This window comes from Blastococcus sp. SYSU D00813, from assembly GCF_054050735.1.
The window spans coordinates 22,525-38,528 of record NZ_JBJGZX010000004.1 but is presented as its reverse complement, the minus strand read 5'-3'; the positions used below and the strand labels follow the sequence as shown (position 1 = coordinate 38,528).

Genomic DNA, 16,004 nt, shown 5'->3' with positions numbered 1-16,004 from the left:
TCACACCCCGGGGCTGCGCTTACAGTCGTGAACCGTGACCCGCGCAGCGGCGTTCTTCGACCTGGACAAGACGATCATCGCCAAGTCCAGCACCCTGGCCTTCGGGCGGCCGTTCTTCGAGGGCGGGCTCATCAACCGCCGGACCGTGCTGAAGGGCGCCTACGCGCAGTTCGTCTTCTCCCTCGCCGGCGCCGACGCCGACCAGATGGAGCGGATGCGCTCGCAGATCACCCGGATGGCCACCGGGTGGGACGTGGCGACGGTGCACGAGATCGTCAGCGAGACGCTGCACGAGATCGTCGACCCGCTGGTCTACGCCGAGGCCGCCGACCTCATCGAGGAGCACCGGGCCGCGGGCCGGGAGATCGTGATCGTCTCCAGCAGCGGCGCGGAGATGGTGCAGCCCATCGGCCAGATGCTGGGCGCCGACCGGGTCGTCGCCACCCAGATGGTGACCGAGGAGGGCCGGTACACCGGCGAGATCGCGTTCTACGCCTACGGCGAGAACAAGGCGGCGGCGATGCGCGAGGTCGCCGCGGAGGGCGGCTACGACCTGGCCGACTGCTACGCCTACAGCGACTCGGTCACCGACCTGCCGATGCTCGAGGCCGTCGGCCACCCGACCGCGGTCAACCCCGACCGGGGCCTGCGGCGGGCGGCGGCCGAGCGGGGCTGGCCGGTCCGGGAGTTCAGCCGGCCGGTGTCGATGCGCAGCCGCTTCGCCGTGCCCGCGGCGCCGGTGGTGACCGGCGCCGCGATGGGCGTCGGCGCGGCCGTGGTGGGGCTGGCCTGGTACGCCCGCCGGCGGGCGCTGCGCGACGTCGCCGCCCCGCCGCTGACGCCGGCCCCGGTGACCGGCCGGCGCCGCCGCCGCGGCGCCTGACCTCCCGCGCGCCCGCTCCGGCGGGGCGCCGCCACTCCCCCGGCCGGCTCGGCCATCCTGCGGGTCGTGCTGACCGCCCCGCTGGCCTGGACGGCGGTGTTCGCCGCCGCGGTGGGCGCCGCGCTGTTCGGGCAGACCGCGCGCGTCGCGCCCCGGGCCCGCGGCCGGCGTACGTCGGTGCGCACGCGGGTCGGGATGGCGGTGTCGATGTCCGGCCCCTGGCTGACGCTGCTCTCGGGAGCCGCCGCCGGCGCCGCGACCGGGGCGTGGGTGCCCGCGGCGGCGGCCACCCTGGCCGGCCTGGTCGCCGTGGCCGCGGCCGGCCTGGTGCTCGCTCCCCGCTGAGCGGGCGGTCAGCCGCGCAGGATGGCCTCGGCGACCGCCAGACCCTCCACGGCGCCGTGTCCGGTGGCCCGGCAGCAGTGCACCAGCCACGCGGCCAGACCCTCGGGGTCGCCCGACGCGTAGCCGGCGAGGGCGGCGTCGTAGGCCTCCCGGCCGAGCTCGGCGAAGCCGACCTCGGGCACGGAGACGGCCTTGGGGTCCAGTCCCCGGACGATGCCGGTGAGCCGCCCCGCGGCCCGTGCGACGACGCCGTCGGCCGTGCCGAAGGGCGCCAGCGCGGCCAGCTCGCCGTGCACGAGGCCGGCCACGACGACGGCGGGCACGGTGCTCGTCCCCGTCACCACGGAGAACAGCCCGGACAGGCGGGGGCCTGCGTGCGGCCGCGGCCGGCCCAGGTCGGCGCGGTCGGCCAGGTCGGCCGCGGCGAGCACGTGCAGTCGCGCCAGCACCTGCCCGGGCGCCCGCGACCACGTGTCGACGAGGGAGCCCAGCGCCACCGAGGCCCGCAGCGCCCCCTGCACCACCGGGTCGTCGACCCGGCCGGCCCGGACGTCGGCCAGCGGCACGTCCACGCCCTCCAGGGCGGCCGACGCCCGGGCGCCGCGCAGCGCGGACTCGGCGCTGACCTCCGCCGACCGGTTGCGCATGAGGCGGTGCCGCAGCAGCCGGTCGATCGCCGTCCGCGCCTCCTCCGCCGCGTCGCGGACCCCGGGGAGCTCGAGCAGCGGGGCCAGCGGGTCGGGTGCGGTGGAGCGGGGGGCGGCGGCGCCGGGGCGGACGGGGATGGTCACGCCGACGACGGTACGAGGGGCGCGCAGCAGCCGGGGTACCCGATCCGGTGACGTCGGGTACCCCGGGCGCTCGTCTACGCTCCCCAGGCCATGTCCCGACCGCTCACCCTGCTCCTGGTCCGCCACGGGCAGAGCGAGTGGAACGCGGCCGGGTTGCTGCAGGGCCAGACCGCCGACGTCCCGCTGACCGAGCTCGGCCACACCCAGGCGGCCGCGGCGGCCGCCGAGCTGGCCGCCCTGCGCCCCGGCGTCCTGGTCTCCAGCGACCTGCGCCGCGCGGTGCAGACCGCCGAGCACTGCGCCCGGGCCACCGGCCTGCCGGTGAGCACGACCCCGGCGCTGCGCGAGCAGGGCTACGGCGTGCTGGAGGGGCGGCCGTCCCGGGAGCTGTGGGACGTCGTCGACTGGACCGACCCGCACTGGTCCGCCGAGGGCGGGGAGAGCCTGGCCGAGCTGCACGGGCGGGTCGCCGCCTACCTGGAGCTGCTGTGCGCGGACCGCCCGGCCGAGGTCGTCGCGCTGGTCACGCACGGGGACACCATCCGCGCCGCGCAGGCGGTCGCCGGCGGTCTGGGCCCGGACGCGATGCCCGCGGTCACCCCGCACAACGGCACGGTCACCCGCCTGGAGATCTGCCGGTGAGCGGGGCGCGACGGTGAGCGGGGCGCGACGGTGAGCAAGGTGCTCGTGCTCGGGGGCTCGCGGTCGGGGAAGTCCGCGCACGCGGAGTCGCTCGTCGCCGGCCGGCCCGACGTCGTCTACCTGGCCGCCTCGGCCCCGGTGCCGGGGGACGCCGAGTGGGCGGCGCGGGTGGCCGCGCACCGCGCGCGGCGGCCGGCGTCCTGGACCACGCTGGAGACCACCGCCCCCAGCGAGCTGCTGCGGCGCGGCACCGTGCTGGTCGACAGCGTCACCACGTGGGTCGCCGCGCTCATGGACGAGACGGGGGTCTGGGACGACGCACCGGAGTCGGCGGGGCGGCTGGCCGGACGCTGCGACGCGCTGGTCGAGGCCTGGGCGATGACGCCGGCGCACGTGGTGGCCGTCAGCGACGAGGTGGGGCTGGGCGTCGTGCCGGAGACGCGGGCCGGCCGGCTGTTCCGCGACACCCTCGGCGAGGTCAACCAGCGGCTGGCGGGCACCGCCGACGAGGTGTGGTTCGTGGTGGCCGGGCTGCCGCAGCGGTTGCGGTGAGGTGGACGGGGCCGCTGGAGTCGGCGGCGCTGCTGACGGTGCTGCGCGTGCCCGCCGCGGCCACGGCGTCGGCCCGCGGCGTGCTGCCGTGGGCGCCGCTGGTCGGGCTGGTGCTCGGCGGGCTCGCCGCGGGCACGGGCGTGGCCGGCGCGCACCTGGTCTCGCCGCTGACCGGTGCGGTGCTCGCGGTCGCGCTGCTGGCGGCGTTGACCCGGGGCCTGCACCTGGACGGGCTGGCCGACACGGCCGACGGGCTGGGTCCGCTGCGGGGGCGCGAGCGCGCGCTGGAGGTGATGAAGCAGGGCGACGTCGGCCCCTTCGGCGTGCTCACCCTCGTGCTGACGCTGTTGCTGCAGGTGTCGACGGCCGCCGTGCTGCTGTCGACCGGCGGCGGCTGGGTCGCGGTCTGGACGGCGGTCGTGGTCGCCCGGCTGGCGATGACCCGCACCGGGCTGCCGGGGGTCCCGACGGCCGCGGGCTCCTCGCTCGGGCGGGCGGTGGCCGGCACGGTGTCGCGGCCCTGGCTGGCCGGGTGGCTGGTGGTCGTCGCGGTGCTGGCCGGTGGCGCGGCCTGGCTGGTCAGCGGCCCGGAGGCGGCGTGGCGGCTACCGGCGGCCGCGGCCGCGGGCCTGCTGGCGGCCGAACTGCTGCGGGCCCGCGCGAGCGCGCGGCTCGGCGGGGTGAACGGGGACGTGATGGGGGCGATGGGCGAGGCGGCGGCGACCGTCGTGCTGCTGGTCGCCGCCGCCCTCGCCCCGGCCTGAGCCGGGGGTCCGGCCGGGTCAGAAGCGGCGGCCCGTCAGGGAGCCGAGCAGCCGGCCGAGTCCACCGCCGGCGGCCGGCGCCGCCGGGGTGCGGCGGCCCATGCCACGGCTCGTGCCACCACTCATGCCACGGCCCATGCCACGGCCCATCGAGGTCCGTCCCGCCGGCGCGGCCGTGCGGCGCATGCCGCGGCCGGAGGCGGCACCGCGGGCGGCGCCGCGCGCGGTGGACTCAGCAGTGCCCAGGATGCGGTTGAGGATGCTCATGACGCATGGGTGCCCCCGTCACGGCGAGCTACCCGTCGCCGGGACCCGTCCCGGCGTGCCGTCACGCTGCGTCACCGCACCTCAGGCCGGCGCCCCCTGCTGCGCCGGGGTCTCCCCGCCCTCCAGGTCGCCCTCGGTGTCGAGGTAGGCCTGCCGCAGCTCGTCCAGCAGCGCCGGGTCGGGCTGCGCCCACATCCCGCGGTCGACCGCCTCCAGCAGCCGCTCGGCGATGCCGTGCAGCGCCCACGGGTTCGACCGCTCGAAGAACTCCCGCTGCTCCGGGTCGAGCACGTAGGTCTGGGTGAGCTTCTCGTACATCCAGTCGTCGACGACGCCGGTCGTGGCGTCGTAGCCGAACAGGTAGTCGACGGTCGCGGCCAGCTCGAACGCGCCCTTGTAGCCGTGCCGGCGCATGGCCGCCAGCCACTTGGGGTTGACCACACGGGCGCGGAACACCCGCGCGGTCTCCTCCCCGAGCGACCGGGTGCGCACCGACTCCGGCCGGGTCGAGTCGCCGATGTAGGCCCGCGGCGCCCGGCCGGTCAGCGCGCGCACCGTGGCGACCATGCCGCCGTGGTACTGGAAGTAGTCGTCGGAGTCGGCGATGTCGTGCTCGCGGGTGTCGACGTTCTTCGCCGCCACCGCGATCCGCCGGTAGGCCGCCTCCATGTCCGGCCGCGCCTGCACGCCGTCCAGCCCGCGGCCGTAGGCGTAGCCGCCCCACACCGCGTAGACCTCGGCGAGGTCGGCGTCCCCACGCCAGTCGCGGCTGTCGATGAGCGGGAGCAGCCCGGCCCCGTAGGCGCCGGGCTTGGAGCCGAAGACCCGGGTGGTGGCCCGCCGGCGGTCGCCGTGGACGGCGAGGTCGGCGTCGACGTGCGCGCGGACGTGGTTGTGCTCGGGCGACTCGCCGAGTCCCGCCACCAGCGTCACCGCGTCGTCCAACATGGTGACGACGTGCGGGAAGGCGTCGCGGAAGAAGCCGCTGATCCGCACCGTCACGTCGATCCGCGGCCGGCCCAGCTCCTCGAGCGGGATCGGCTCCAGGCCGGTCACCCGGCGGGAGGCGTCGTCCCACACCGGGCGGACGCCGAGCAGCGCGAGCACCTCGGCCACGTCGTCCCCGGAGGTGCGCATCGCCGACGTCCCCCAGACCGACAGCCCCACCGAGCGCGGGTACCCGCCGGTGTCGGCCAGGTAGCGGGCGACCAGCGACTCGGCCATCGCCTGGCCGGTCTCCCACGCCAGCCGCGAGGGCACCGCGCGCGGGTCGACGGAGTAGAAGTTCCGACCGGTCGGCAGCACGTTGACCAGCCCGCGCAGCGGCGAGCCGGACGGGCCGGCCGGCACGTAGCCGCCGTCGAGGGCGTGCAGCGTGGCGTCGAGCTCGTCGGTGGTGCGGGCCAGCCGCGGCACGACCTCGTCGACGGCGAACCGCAGCACCGCGGCCACGTCGGCGTCGTCCCGGCCCAGCACCTCGCGCACGACGGAGGGCACGGCGTCGGCGGTCCAGCCGGCCGACTCCATGCCCGACACCAGCCCGAGGGCCAGTTCCTCGACCGCGTCGGTGGCCCGCAGCCCCGCCGTGCCGTCCTCGGTCAGCCCGAGCGCCTCGCGCAGCCCCGGCAGCGCCACCGACCCGCCCCAGATCTGCCGGGCCCGCAGCATGGCGAGCACCAGCCCGACCCGGTCGTCGCCCTCCGGCGGCGAGCCGAGCACGTGCAGGCCGTCGCGGATCTGCGAGTCCTTGATCTCGCAGAGCCACCCATCGACGTGCAGTATCATCTCGTCGAAGTGCTCGTCGGCCGGGCGCTCGTTCAGCCCCAGGTCGGAGTCGAGCTTGGCCGCCTGCAGCAGCGTCCAGATCTGCGCGCGGACGGCGGGCAGCTTCGCCGGGTCCATCGCCGCGACGTTGGCGTGCTCGTCGAGCAGCTGCTCCAGCCGGGCGATGTCGCCGTAGGTGTCGGCGCGGGCCATCGGCGGCACCATGTGGTCGACCAGCGTGGCGTGCGCGCGGCGCTTGGCCTGCGAGCCCTCGCCCGGGTCGTTGACCAGGAACGGGTAGACCAGCGGCAGGTCGCCGATCGCGGCGTCGGGCGCGCACGAGGCCGACAGCCCCACGGTCTTGCCCGGCAGCCACTCCATGTTGCCGTGCTTGCCGACGTGCACCAGCGCGTGCGCGCCGAACACCGACCGCAGCCACCAGTAGGCGGCCAGGTAGTGGTGCGAGGGCGGCAGGTCGGGGTCGTGGTAGATCGCGATGGGGTTCTCGCCGAAGCCGCGCGGCGGCTGCACCATGACGACGACGTTGCCGGCCCGGAGCGCCGCGAAGACGATGTCGTCCCCGTCCACGAACAGCGAGCCCGGCGGCTGCCCCCAGTGCTCGACCATCGCCTCGCGCAGGTCGTCGGGCAGCGTCTCGAAGAAGGCGCGGTACTCGGCCGCGGCGATCCGCACCGGCTGGCCGGACAGCTGCTCCGACGTCAGCCAGTCGGCGTCCTGCCCGCCGGCGGCGATCAGCGCGTGCACGAGCGCGTCGCCGTCGAGGTCGGCCACGCCCGGCAGGGCACCGGGGCCGGAGAACGGGCCGATGTCGTAGCCGGCGCCGGCCATCGCGGCCAGGAGCCGCACCACCGACGCCGGGGTGTCCAGGCCCACCGCGTTGCCGATCCGGGAGTGCTTGGTCGGGTAGGCCGACAGCATCACGACGATGCGCCGCTCGGCGGGCGGGGTGTGCCGCAGCCGGGCGTGGGCCACGGCGGTGCCGGCCACCCGCGCGGCGCGCTCGGGGTCGGCGACGTAGGTGGTCAGGCCGTCCTCGTCGGTCTCCTTGAACGAGAACGGCACGCTGATCAGCCGGCCGTCGAACTCCGGGATGGCCACCTGGTTGCCGACGTCGAGCGGGGAGAGCCCGTCGTCGTCGGCCAGCCAGTCGGCGCGGGAGCGGGTCAGGCACAGCCCCTGGACCACCGGGACGTCCAGCGACGCCAGCTGCCCGACGTCCCAGGCGCCGTCGTCCCCGCCGGCCTGCGCGGTCGCCGGCCGGGCACCGCCCGCGGCGAGCACGGTGACGACCATCGCGTCGACGCCGCGCAGCGTCTCCAGCAGACCCTCGTCGACCGAGCGGAGGCTGGAGGTGAACACCGGCAGCGGCGAGCCGCCGGCGGCCTCGATCGCCGAGCAGAGCTCCTCGACGAAGGCGGTGTTCCCGGCCAGGTGGTGCGCCCGGTAGTAGAGGACGGCGACCCGCGGGCCGCCGGCGGCGGACCGGCGCTCCAGCAGGCCCCAGTCGGGCGCGACCGACACCGGCTCGAAGCCCTCGCCGGTGAGCAGCACCGTGTCGGAGAGGAAGCGGTGCAGCTGCACGAGGTTGTCCGGCCCGCCCTGCGCGAGGTAGCCGTGCGCCTCGGTGGCCACGCCCATCGGCACGGTCGACAGCTCCATCAGCTCCGCGTCGGGCAGCTGCTCCCCGCCGAGGACGACGACCGGCGCCGGCCCGGCCAGCAGCGGCGCCAGCATCTCCTCGTACTGGCGGCGCACGCCGAGGATGCGGACGACGACGAGCTCGGCGCCGTCCACCAGCGCAGCGATCCCCTCCCCGCCGAGCCGGACCGGGTTGCCCAGCCGCCACGGCGCGCCGCTGGCGCGGGCCGAGAGCAGGTCGGTGTCACTGGTGGAGAGCAGGACGAACACGCGCGCTTCCTCACTCGGGGTCCGCGCCCCGGGTCGTCGGTCACGGCAGGACCGGGTGTCTGGCTGCGCCCCGGACGGGGCTCACAGTGGCGGGACCGCGCCGGGTTCGCACCGGCTTCCCCTGGTGATGCCGTGGTGCGGCGACGGTACCCGGCCGGCCGGCCGCTCCGGCCCGGCGGACACCGGCGGCCAGTCGACGACGCGGTCGGCGACGACCTCGAGCAGCGGCCGGTCGTGGGCGATCGCCAGGACGCCGGTCCCCGCGGCCCGGCAGTGCTCGAGCAGCAGCCGCCAGATCCGCGCCTGGGTGACGGCGTCGAGGCTGGCGGTGACCTCGTCGGCGACCAGGTAGCGCGGCCGGGCGAGCAGCGCGCGGGCCAGGTTGACCCGCTGGAGCTCGCCGCCGCTGATCTCGTGCGGACGGCGGTCCAGCCAGGCGGGCGCGACCAGCCGGGGGTCCAGGCCGGCGATCTCGGCCGGACCGGCGCCGGTGGAGGCGAGCACCGCGCGCACCGTCCACCGCGGGTCCACGGCGCGTTCGGGGTGCTGCAGCACCAGCTGCACCGGCCGCGGCGCCCGCCGGGGCCGCGCGGCGCCGTCGTCGACGGTCACCCGCCCCCGGTCGGCGGGCAGGAAGCCGGCGAGCACCCGGCCCAGCGTGCTCTTGCCGCAGCCGCTGGGCCCGCACAGGCCCACGACCTCGCCGGGGCGCACGGCCAGGCCGACCCCGGCGAGGACCCACGGCGACCGCGGCCCGTACCGCACCCAGACGTCCTCGGCGCTCAGCACGGCTCCTCCGCCGGCAGCCGGAGGCCGTTGACGGGCAGGGCCCGCCACAGCGCGCGGGTGTGCGGGTGCGTCAGGCCGGCGCCGTCGTCGGCGAACGCGGCGGGGACGACGGTGTCGACGGTGCGGCCGCCGTCGCAGACGACCACCCGGTCGGCGACCTCGAGCACCGCGAGCAGCTCGTGGGTGACCAGCACGACCGCACGCCCCTCGTCGGCCGTCGCCCGGAACCCGGCCAGTGCCGCGCGCACGCCGTCGGCGGCGAGGCCGGCGGTCGGCTCGTCGGCCACGACCAGCCGGGGCCGGCCCATCGTGGTCATCGCCAGCAGCACCCGCCGGGCCATCCCGCCGGACAGCTCGTGGGGGTACCGCCGGAGCACCTCCGGGCCGAGGCCGCGCCGGGCCAGCGCCTCGGCCGCGGCCCGCCGGGGGTCGGGCAGACCGGCGAGCCGGGCGGACCGGCGCACCTGGGCACCGACGCGGGCGAGCGGGTCCAGCGCGCTGACCGACTGGGGCAGCAGTGCGGTCTCGCGCCCGGCCAGCCGCCGGCGGCCGGCGGCGTCGAGCGGCACGCCGTCGTAGCGCACCGTGCCGCGCTCGACCGCGTTCGGCGGCAGCAGGCCCAGGACGGCGTGCGCCAGCAGCGACTTGCCGGCGCCGCTGGCGCCGACCAGCGCCACCACCTCGCCGGGGGCGGCGGTGAGGTCCATCCCGCGCAGCGCCGGCACGACCCGGCGGCGCAGGCCGCGCTCGTACTGGACGACGTCGACCTGCAGGCCGCGCACCTCCAGCAGGTCCCCGGTCACAGGTGCGCGCTCCGCGGGTCGAGCAGGGTGCGGGCGTTCTCCCCGATCGTGTCGACCAGCTCGACCACGACCAGCAGGCAGACACCGGGGAGCACCGCCAGCCACCAGGACCCGGCCGCCAGGTGGCGCATCGACTCGGCCAGCAGCACGCCGATGGAGGGCTGGCCCGGGTCCACGCCGAGCCCGAGGAACGACAGTGCGGCCTCGTGCAGGATCGCGTGCGGGAAGAGCAGCACGGTGCCGACGAGGAAGTGCCCGGTGAGGTGGCCGGCCAGGTGGTGGCGGGCGATCCAGAGCCGGCCGCGTCCGAGGGAGCGCGACACCGCGACGGCGTCGGAGGTCACCACCTCCCGCGCCCGCCCGCGCAGCACCCGGGTCAGCGTGGGCCAGTGGGTCAGCGCGACGGCGGCGACCACCGCGCCCGTCCCGCCGCCGAGGGCGAAGGCCAGCAGGATGAGCAGCACCAGGTGCGGCAGGGCGAGGAAGAGGTCGACCAGCCAGCCGACCACCCGGTCGGCGAGGCGGCCGCCCACGCTCGCCAGCGAGGCCAGGACGAGGGCGATCGCCGCCGAGACCAGTGCCGCGGCGGTGCCGACCAGCAGGCTCAGCCGCAGGCCGGCGAGCGTGCGGGCCAGCACGTCCCGGCCCAGCCGGTCGGTGCCGAACCAGTGCTCCGCCGACGGCGGCAGGTTGCGGGCGGCCAGGTCGGTCCGCTGCGCGGCCTCGGCAGCGACGCCACCGGCCACGACCACGGCCCCGACGACCAGCAGCGAGAGCCCGACGTAGGCCAGCGTCCGGCGGCGGCGGTCGCCGAGCAGGCCGGCCGGCGCGAGCGCGGCGGCGCTCACCGGGCACCCCGCCCGGCCGCCACGCGCGGGTCGACCCGGGCGTGGACCGCGTCGCCGAGCTGGTTGCCGACGAACACGAACACCGTGGTGAACAGGGCGATGCCCAGCAGCAGCGGCACGTCCTGGCCCAGCGCCGCCGCGGTCGTCGCCGCGCCGAGGCCCGGATAGGAGAAGACCTGCTCGGCGAGCACCGAGCCGCCGAACAGCTCACCGAGCGAGGCGAACTGCAGCAGCACCGCCGGGGCGGCGGCGTGCCGCAGCACCCGGTGGACGACGATGCCGGCGGTCGACTCGCCCTGCGACCGGGCGAAGACGACGGAGTTGCTCCCCAGCGCCTCCACGACCGCGTGCCGCGTGTGCAGGACGACGGGCGCGATGCCGACGACCGACAGCGTCACCGCCGGGAGCACCAGGTGGTGCAGCCGGTCCAGCAACGTCACGTCCTCGGCCAGCACGCCCACCGGGACGGCGCAGCAGACCGGCGTCCAGTTCAGGGAGACCGAGAAGACGTACAGCAGCAGCAACCCGACCCAGAAGGTCGGCGCCGAGGCCAGGGTGTAGGCCCACCAGCAGATCGCCCGGTCGGCGAACCGGCCGCGGCGCACGCCGGCGAGCACGCCGAGCCCGAACCCGATCAGCCCGGACAGCAGCCAGGCGACCGTCATGAGCGCCAGGCTGGCGAGGAACCGCTCCCCGATCACCTCGGTCACCGGCTGGTGGAAGGTCAGCGAGCGGCCGAGGTCGCCCTGCGCCACGTTGCCCAGCCAGGCGGCGAAGCGCTCCAGCGGCGGCTCGTCCAGGCCCCACCGCTCGGCGATCTGCGTCCGCTGCTCGGGGCCGATCGCGGCGACGTCCCCGCCGACGTAGGCGTCCACGGGGTCGACCGGGGAGTTCGCCATCAGGGCGAACGTCGCCGTCGCCACGGCGGCCAGCAGGAGGACGAGCCGGGCCAGCCGGCCTCCGGCGACGCGGACGACGGGCGGCAGGCGGCTCAGCAGCTCCACTGCCAGCCCGTGATGCCGGCGGTGATCGGCCAGCCGTGCCCGTGCGGCTCGATCTGCGGGGTGCCCACGTCGAGGCACTCGTCGACGAGGTAGGTGTGGTCGAGGTTCACCAGCCACGCCCACGCCGCGTCGCCCGACGGCCCGAAGCCGCCGCCCTGCCCGTCGGACTGCGCGGCGCGCCACTCCCGGTTCGCCGTCTCCTCGTCGGTGGCGGCCATCGCGGCGTCGAGGTGGGCGTCGACGCCGGCGTCGGCGTAGAAGCCGGGGTTCCAGTACTCCACGCCGGCCTGGGCCGAGGAGTGGAGGTTGAACATCTCCGTGGGGTCGTGGCTGCCCCAGCCGAACAGGACGGCGTCGGCGTGCATCCGCTCCTCGATGACCTCCCAGCTCTCGCCGCGGGCGGTCACGTCGATCCCGGCCGGGGCGAGCATGTCGACGACCGACAGGGCCAGCCCCTGGCGCAGCGAGTCGTCGGCCGGGTAGAGCAGGTCGAACGCGGCCGGGACGCCGTCCTTCTCGCGCACGCCGTCGCCGTCGTCGTCGACCCAGCCGGCCGCCTCCAGCAGCTCTCCCGCGCCGGCCGGGTCGGCGTCCTCGACCGCCGCGGCCGGCTCGTGCCACGGCAGTCCGTCGACCGGCCCGGTGGCCGGGGTGCCGTGGCCCTCGAGCACGCCGTCGACCAGCGCCTGCCGGTCGACGGCCAGGTTGACCGCCCGGCGCACGGCGAGGTCGGAGGTCACGTCGTCGCCCAGCGGCTGGCCGTCGTCGGTGGTCGCGCCCGTGTCGGGCACGTACGGGAAGACGATCCCGCGGTTGTCGACCGAGGGGACCGACACCAGCCGCATCCCGGGTGCCTGCGTCCCGGCGAGCTGGGCGGGGACCGCGGCCATGTGCACCTGCCCCGAGGAGGCGGCGGCCACCGAGGCGTCCTCCCCGGTGAACTGGAAGACGATCCGCTCGAACGCCGGGCGCGGGCCGTGGAAGTCGTCGTTGCGCTCGACGATCAGCTGCTGTCCCGGGTCCCACTGCAGCAGCCGGAACGGACCCGAGCCGATCGGGTCGCGCGCGTAGCCGGGGCCGTGGGCGTGCGCCGGGACGATGCCGAGCGAGACCAGCCGGTTGACGAAGGTGCTCTGCGGCCGGACCAGCCGCAGCTCGACGGTGTCCTCGTCGACGACGACGGCCTCGTCGAGCGCCGTCACGTCGGTGAGGCCGCCGCTCTCGCTCGCGGTGGTGAACGTGTACGCGACGTCCTCGGGTGTCACCGGCTGCCCGTCGGTGAAGACGGCGTCGGTGCGCAGGTCGACGGTCCAGACCAGGCCGTCGTCGCTGACCGACCAGGCGGTGGCCAGGTCGGGGACGACGTCGAGGTCGGCGTCCCGGGCCAGCAGGGTCGACTGGAACAGCGGGGAGCCGTAGCGGCCCCAGCCGAGGGTGGGGTCGAAGCCGTCGTCCGGCTCGCCGCCGATGGCCAGGCGCAGCTCGGTCGGCGCCTGGCCGCTCCCGGCGCCGGCCGGGTCGGCGGCCCCGCACGCCCCCAGCACCAGCACCGCGCCGGCCCCCGCCGCTCCCGCCCGCAGCCGCCCCGCGCACCGCCGCGCCATCCCCGCTCCCTCCGTCGACCTGCACGAACCCTATTGCAACTGCTTTGCAGGAAGGTGGCAGAGGGAGGACCGCGGCTCCCTCCTCCGGGGGACGGGCCGCCGCCCCACCTGGATCGCGGCGCCCGACCTGCCGATGCGGAGGACATGTCAGCGCTCGATCCGTGGGTCCCGTGACGGCCCCGGCCGCCGTGGACCGCTACCGGCTCGACCCACCCACCACGGCCGACTTCCGTGCCGCCGTGGCCCGGGCGGGCGTCGACGAGCCCACCTGGGAGCAGCTGTGCGCTCAGGCGCGGGTCCCCGCCGGGGGACCGCACACGGTCCACCAGCTCGACCTCCTCGCCGAGGTCGTCAAGACCCGGCCCGGCGCGCTCGGCGTCATCGGCCGCTCCCTGTCGGTCCGGGTCACCACGTACCACACGCTCAGCAGCCTGAACGGAGTCCGCCGATGACCGCCCTCGCGACCTCGACGGCCGACGACCCGGTCCTCGACCCCGAGCGCCTGGCCGAGATCGCCGACCTGGACGTCTTCCGCGCCGAGGCCGGCGCACGGCTGGACGAGTACGCCAGGCGGGCCGCCGAGCGGCTCGGCGCCCCCATCGGCCTGGTGACGATCGTGCTGGACGGCGCGCAGGTGCTGGCCGGCCGGTACGGGCTGACCGGGTGGCTCGCCACGGCCCCCGGCACTCCCGTGGAGTGGTCCCTGTGCGCCACGACGGTCCGCACCCGGCAGCAGTACGTCGTCCCCGACGCCGCCGCCGACGTGGAGCAGCGGGACAACCCGCTGGTGACCGAGGACGGGATCGCCGCCTACGCGGGCGCGCCGCTGATCACCTCCCGGGGCCACGTCGTCGGGGCCCACTGCGTCATCGGGACCACGCCGAGGGAGTTCTCCGCCGCCGAGCTCGAGCAGCTGACGCAGATGGCCGACGAGGTCGTCGCCGAGCTCGAGTCGTGGCGGTGCTCGATCCGGCGGCCCGTCGCGGACTGACCGGACTGACCGGACTCGGTCGGGCGGGTCAGCGCAGCAGCAGCCGGTCGACGGCGTCGGCGAACCACTCCGCGTAGCGCTGGGCCGACCACCCCCGCTCCCGGAGCAGCCGGTCGGTCGTCTCCAGGCCGAACACCGCCCACCAGACGTCGGCTGCCGCGTCGACGTCGAGGCCCTCGCGCAGCCACGGGGCGAACATCTCCGCCATCGCCCGCATGTCGGCGTACCGGCGGGCCTCGTACTCCGCCCACACGTCGCGCAGTTCGGGATCGGCGGCCGCGGCGGCCTCGAAGACCCGCATCATCGGCACGACGGCCGGCCCCCGGTCGGCCGCGATCGCCCGGAGTGCGGCCAGCTTCTCCGCCCTGCCCGGCGCCTCGGCCAGCCGCACGAACAGCTCCCGTGCCAGCAGCGGCGACTCCTCGTCGTCCCCCACGACGGCCCGGTCGACGCAGGCCAGCAGCAGCGCCGCCTTGCCGCCCTGGGCGAAGACGGTCGGCACCGAGACCCCGGCCTCGGCCGCGACGTCCTTCATCGTCGTCGCCGCGTAGCCGCGGGCCAGGAAGCAGCGGCCGGCGGCGTCGAGCACCGCCGCGCGGGTCCGCGCGGCCTGCTCCGCCCGCAGCGCCGAGCGGTAGACCCTCTTGCCCTCCGTCACATTTCCACCTTACCGTGCCTCTGTTCGTTTTATTCCCACTCTGGTCAAAACGGAGGACACCATGACCGCACCTGCCACGACCGTGCCCCAGCTGCTGCTCGAGGGGCAGGCCGCCGCACCGGAGGGACCGATCGACCTGGCCGCGATGTACCTCATGCACCGCGGCTACCGGCGTGACACCGCCCTCTTCGCCGCGGTCGTCCCCACGGTCGACCCGGGCGACCGGGCGCGGTGGGGGCTGCTCGCGCGCCGCTTCGCGCTGTTCGCCGGGATCCTGCACAAGCACCACGCCGGCGAGGACCGCGGCATGTGGCCCCTGCTGGCCGAGCGCGGCGCCGACCGCACGGTGCTCGAGGCGCTCGAGGCGGACCACGCCGGCATCGACCCGCTGCTCACCGCGGTGCGGGCCGACCTCGAGGCACTGGCCGCCGGCACCGGCGGCGCCGCGGCGCGCGACCGCCTGGCCGGGACCACCGCCCGGCTGCGCGACGACCTCGGTGCGCACCTGGGCCGCGAGGAGCGCGAGGGCATGGCCCTGGTGCAGCGGTACCTCACGCCCGGGGACTGGGACCGGCTCGACCGCGAGGTCTTCGCCGCCGACTACACGCCGCGCGAGGTCCCGGCGACGCTGGGCTGGGTGGCCGACGGGCTGACCGACGAGCAGCTGCGCCGGCTGCCGGGCGCCAACCCGGTGTTCCTCGCCATGGCCCGCTTCATGGGCCGCCGGGCCGCCCGCCGCGACGCCCGGGTGTTCGCCCGGTGACCCGCGACGAGCTCCTCACCCACGTCACCCGGCACGTGGGCCGGCTGCACACCCGGGTGCTGCGCCGCACCCGCGGCCGGGTCGGCGCCCGGTGGCTCGGCGGCGACGTCGTCCTCCTCTCCCACCGGGGGCGCACCTCGGGACGCACGTACACGACCCCGCTGCTGTACGTGCGGGACGGCGACGACCTGGTGGTGGCGGCCTCCAACGGCGGCATCGACGCCGAGCCGCAGTGGTGGCTGAACCTGCGAGCGGACCCGCGGGGCACGGTGGAGGTGGGCGGACGGCGCACCGAGGTGGTGGCGACCGCGGTGGCCGAGGCCGACCGGCAGCGGCTGTGGCACGCGCTGATGGCCGACGGCCGCCCGGACTACGACGCCTACCAGGCCCGGGTCTCCCGGCGGATCGCGCTCGTGCGGCTGTCCCCGGTGGCCGGCGGCACGGGCGGGTGACCGGCACCGGGGAGCACCTCGCCGGCCCGCGCTCCCCCGACCGGTACCGGGCGGGGTCCAGGCCCAGCGACGCCGACCCGGCCGGCCGGGCCGGCGGGGTGCGGCCCCGGGTGCGGGGAAGCGGCTGCGAGTCGGCGCGGCGCCCGGCACCTGCT

General features: G+C 76.7%; 18 protein-coding genes and 1 riboswitch. Of the genes, 9 read left to right on the top strand and 9 right to left on the bottom strand.

Annotated elements, in window-relative coordinates; genetic code table 11:
• Positions 1-34 precede the first annotated feature (34 nt).
• Positions 35-883, top strand: a complete 849-nt coding sequence (locus tag ACI8AX_RS03895; RefSeq protein WP_456548484.1) for an HAD family hydrolase — start codon at positions 35-37, stop codon at positions 881-883.
• 66 nt (positions 884-949) lie between these two features.
• On the top strand, positions 950-1,228 hold the full coding sequence (locus tag ACI8AX_RS03890) for a hypothetical protein (RefSeq protein ID WP_456548483.1): 279 nt from the start codon (positions 950-952) through the stop codon (positions 1,226-1,228).
• A gap of 8 nt (positions 1,229-1,236) precedes the next feature.
• On the opposite strand, the gene ACI8AX_RS03885 is transcribed toward ACI8AX_RS03890, so the two are convergent.
• A complete protein-coding gene (locus ACI8AX_RS03885) occupies positions 1,237-2,019 on the bottom strand; it encodes an oxidoreductase (RefSeq protein WP_456548482.1) in 783 nt (260 codons plus the stop codon).
• Between the two features lie 90 nt (positions 2,020-2,109).
• Here ACI8AX_RS03885 and ACI8AX_RS03880 point away from each other — a divergent pair, with 90 nt between their 5' ends.
• Genes ACI8AX_RS03880 through ACI8AX_RS03870 form a run of 3 tightly spaced genes read left to right on the top strand, consistent with a single transcriptional unit; the run spans position 2,110 to position 3,977 of the window.
• The gene (locus ACI8AX_RS03880) at positions 2,110-2,661 is read left to right on the top strand and encodes a histidine phosphatase family protein (protein WP_456548481.1); all 552 of its coding nucleotides are present in this window, start codon (positions 2,110-2,112) and stop codon (positions 2,659-2,661) included.
• 30 nt (positions 2,662-2,691) lie between these two features.
• Positions 2,692-3,213, top strand: coding sequence for a bifunctional adenosylcobinamide kinase/adenosylcobinamide-phosphate guanylyltransferase (gene cobU / locus ACI8AX_RS03875; protein ID WP_456548480.1), 522 nt, complete (start codon positions 2,692-2,694; stop codon positions 3,211-3,213).
• On the top strand, positions 3,210-3,977 hold the full coding sequence (locus tag ACI8AX_RS03870) for an adenosylcobinamide-GDP ribazoletransferase (RefSeq protein WP_456548479.1): 768 nt from the start codon (positions 3,210-3,212) through the stop codon (positions 3,975-3,977). Before cobU ends, ACI8AX_RS03870 begins: the two co-directional genes overlap by 4 nt.
• An 18-nt stretch (positions 3,978-3,995) precedes the next feature.
• On the opposite strand, the gene ACI8AX_RS03865 is transcribed toward ACI8AX_RS03870, so the two are convergent.
• The 7 genes from ACI8AX_RS03865 to ACI8AX_RS03835 form a co-directional block, all read right to left on the bottom strand.
• Positions 3,996-4,244: a hypothetical protein gene (locus ACI8AX_RS03865; RefSeq protein WP_456548478.1), complete on the bottom strand. Its 249-nt coding sequence runs from the start codon at positions 4,242-4,244 to the stop codon at positions 3,996-3,998.
• Between the two features lie 81 nt (positions 4,245-4,325).
• Positions 4,326-7,937, bottom strand: coding sequence for a cobaltochelatase subunit CobN (gene cobN / locus ACI8AX_RS03860; protein ID WP_456548477.1), 3,612 nt, complete (start codon positions 7,935-7,937; stop codon positions 4,326-4,328).
• Between the two features lie 53 nt (positions 7,938-7,990).
• Positions 7,991-8,059: riboswitch (cobalamin riboswitch) on the bottom strand.
• Positions 8,019-8,702 (bottom strand): ABC transporter ATP-binding protein, encoded by a 684-nt coding sequence (locus tag ACI8AX_RS03855; RefSeq protein WP_456548635.1) that lies wholly within the window; start codon positions 8,700-8,702, stop codon positions 8,019-8,021. Its footprint overlaps the riboswitch before it by 41 nt.
• A 17-nt stretch (positions 8,703-8,719) precedes the next feature.
• Positions 8,720-9,529 carry an ATP-binding cassette domain-containing protein gene (locus tag ACI8AX_RS03850; RefSeq protein WP_456548476.1) on the bottom strand — a complete coding sequence of 270 codons (810 nt, stop codon included), beginning with the start codon at positions 9,527-9,529 and terminating at the stop codon, positions 8,720-8,722.
• Entirely contained in the window at positions 9,526-10,377 is an 852-nt protein-coding gene (locus ACI8AX_RS03845) for an ABC transporter permease (protein ID WP_456548475.1), read from the bottom strand. The genes ACI8AX_RS03850 and ACI8AX_RS03845 overlap by 4 nt, the downstream gene beginning before the upstream one ends.
• Positions 10,374-11,381, bottom strand: a complete 1,008-nt coding sequence (locus ACI8AX_RS03840; RefSeq protein ID WP_456548474.1) for an ABC transporter permease — start codon at positions 11,379-11,381, stop codon at positions 10,374-10,376. Before ACI8AX_RS03840 ends, ACI8AX_RS03845 begins: the two co-directional genes overlap by 4 nt.
• Positions 11,369-12,985 (bottom strand): ABC transporter substrate-binding protein, encoded by a 1,617-nt coding sequence (locus ACI8AX_RS03835; protein WP_456548473.1) that lies wholly within the window; start codon positions 12,983-12,985, stop codon positions 11,369-11,371. Before ACI8AX_RS03835 ends, ACI8AX_RS03840 begins: the two co-directional genes overlap by 13 nt.
• A 161-nt stretch (positions 12,986-13,146) precedes the next feature.
• Between ACI8AX_RS03835 and ACI8AX_RS03830 the strand changes: the two genes are divergently transcribed.
• Positions 13,147-13,437 carry a hypothetical protein gene (locus ACI8AX_RS03830; protein WP_456548472.1) on the top strand — a complete coding sequence of 97 codons (291 nt, stop codon included), beginning with the start codon at positions 13,147-13,149 and terminating at the stop codon, positions 13,435-13,437.
• Complete coding sequence (locus tag ACI8AX_RS03825) at positions 13,434-13,976, top strand: GAF domain-containing protein (RefSeq protein ID WP_456548471.1); 543 nt, start codon at positions 13,434-13,436, stop codon at positions 13,974-13,976. The genes ACI8AX_RS03830 and ACI8AX_RS03825 overlap by 4 nt, the downstream gene beginning before the upstream one ends.
• 28 nt (positions 13,977-14,004) lie before the next feature.
• Here ACI8AX_RS03825 and ACI8AX_RS03820 read toward each other — a convergent pair whose 3' ends face one another.
• Positions 14,005-14,634, bottom strand: coding sequence for a TetR/AcrR family transcriptional regulator (locus ACI8AX_RS03820; RefSeq protein WP_456548470.1), 630 nt, complete (start codon positions 14,632-14,634; stop codon positions 14,005-14,007).
• Between the two features lie 61 nt (positions 14,635-14,695).
• On the opposite strand from ACI8AX_RS03820, the gene ACI8AX_RS03815 reads away from it, so the two are divergent.
• Both ACI8AX_RS03815 and ACI8AX_RS03810 read left to right on the top strand, forming a co-directional pair.
• Entirely contained in the window at positions 14,696-15,397 is a 702-nt protein-coding gene (locus ACI8AX_RS03815; protein WP_456548469.1) for a hemerythrin domain-containing protein, read from the top strand.
• Entirely contained in the window at positions 15,394-15,849 is a 456-nt protein-coding gene (locus tag ACI8AX_RS03810; RefSeq protein ID WP_456548468.1) for a nitroreductase/quinone reductase family protein, read from the top strand. Before ACI8AX_RS03815 ends, ACI8AX_RS03810 begins: the two co-directional genes overlap by 4 nt.
• The last annotated feature ends 155 nt before the right edge of the window (positions 15,850-16,004 follow it).

Bases quoted from the DNA above. Each gene is read 5' to 3' on its own strand.
- ACI8AX_RS03825 (WP_456548471.1), top strand. From the start codon at position 13,434: ATGACCGCCCTCGCGACCTCGACGGCCGACGACCCGGTCCTCGACCCC.
- ACI8AX_RS03865 (WP_456548478.1), bottom strand. From the start codon at position 4,244: ATGAGCATCCTCAACCGCATCCTGGGCACTGCTGAGTCCACCGCGCGC.
- ACI8AX_RS03880 (WP_456548481.1), top strand. From the start codon at position 2,110: ATGTCCCGACCGCTCACCCTGCTCCTGGTCCGCCACGGGCAGAGCGAG.
- ACI8AX_RS03815 (WP_456548469.1), top strand. From the start codon at position 14,696: ATGACCGCACCTGCCACGACCGTGCCCCAGCTGCTGCTCGAGGGGCAG.
- ACI8AX_RS03835 (WP_456548473.1), bottom strand. From the start codon at position 12,985: ATGGCGCGGCGGTGCGCGGGGCGGCTGCGGGCGGGAGCGGCGGGGGCC.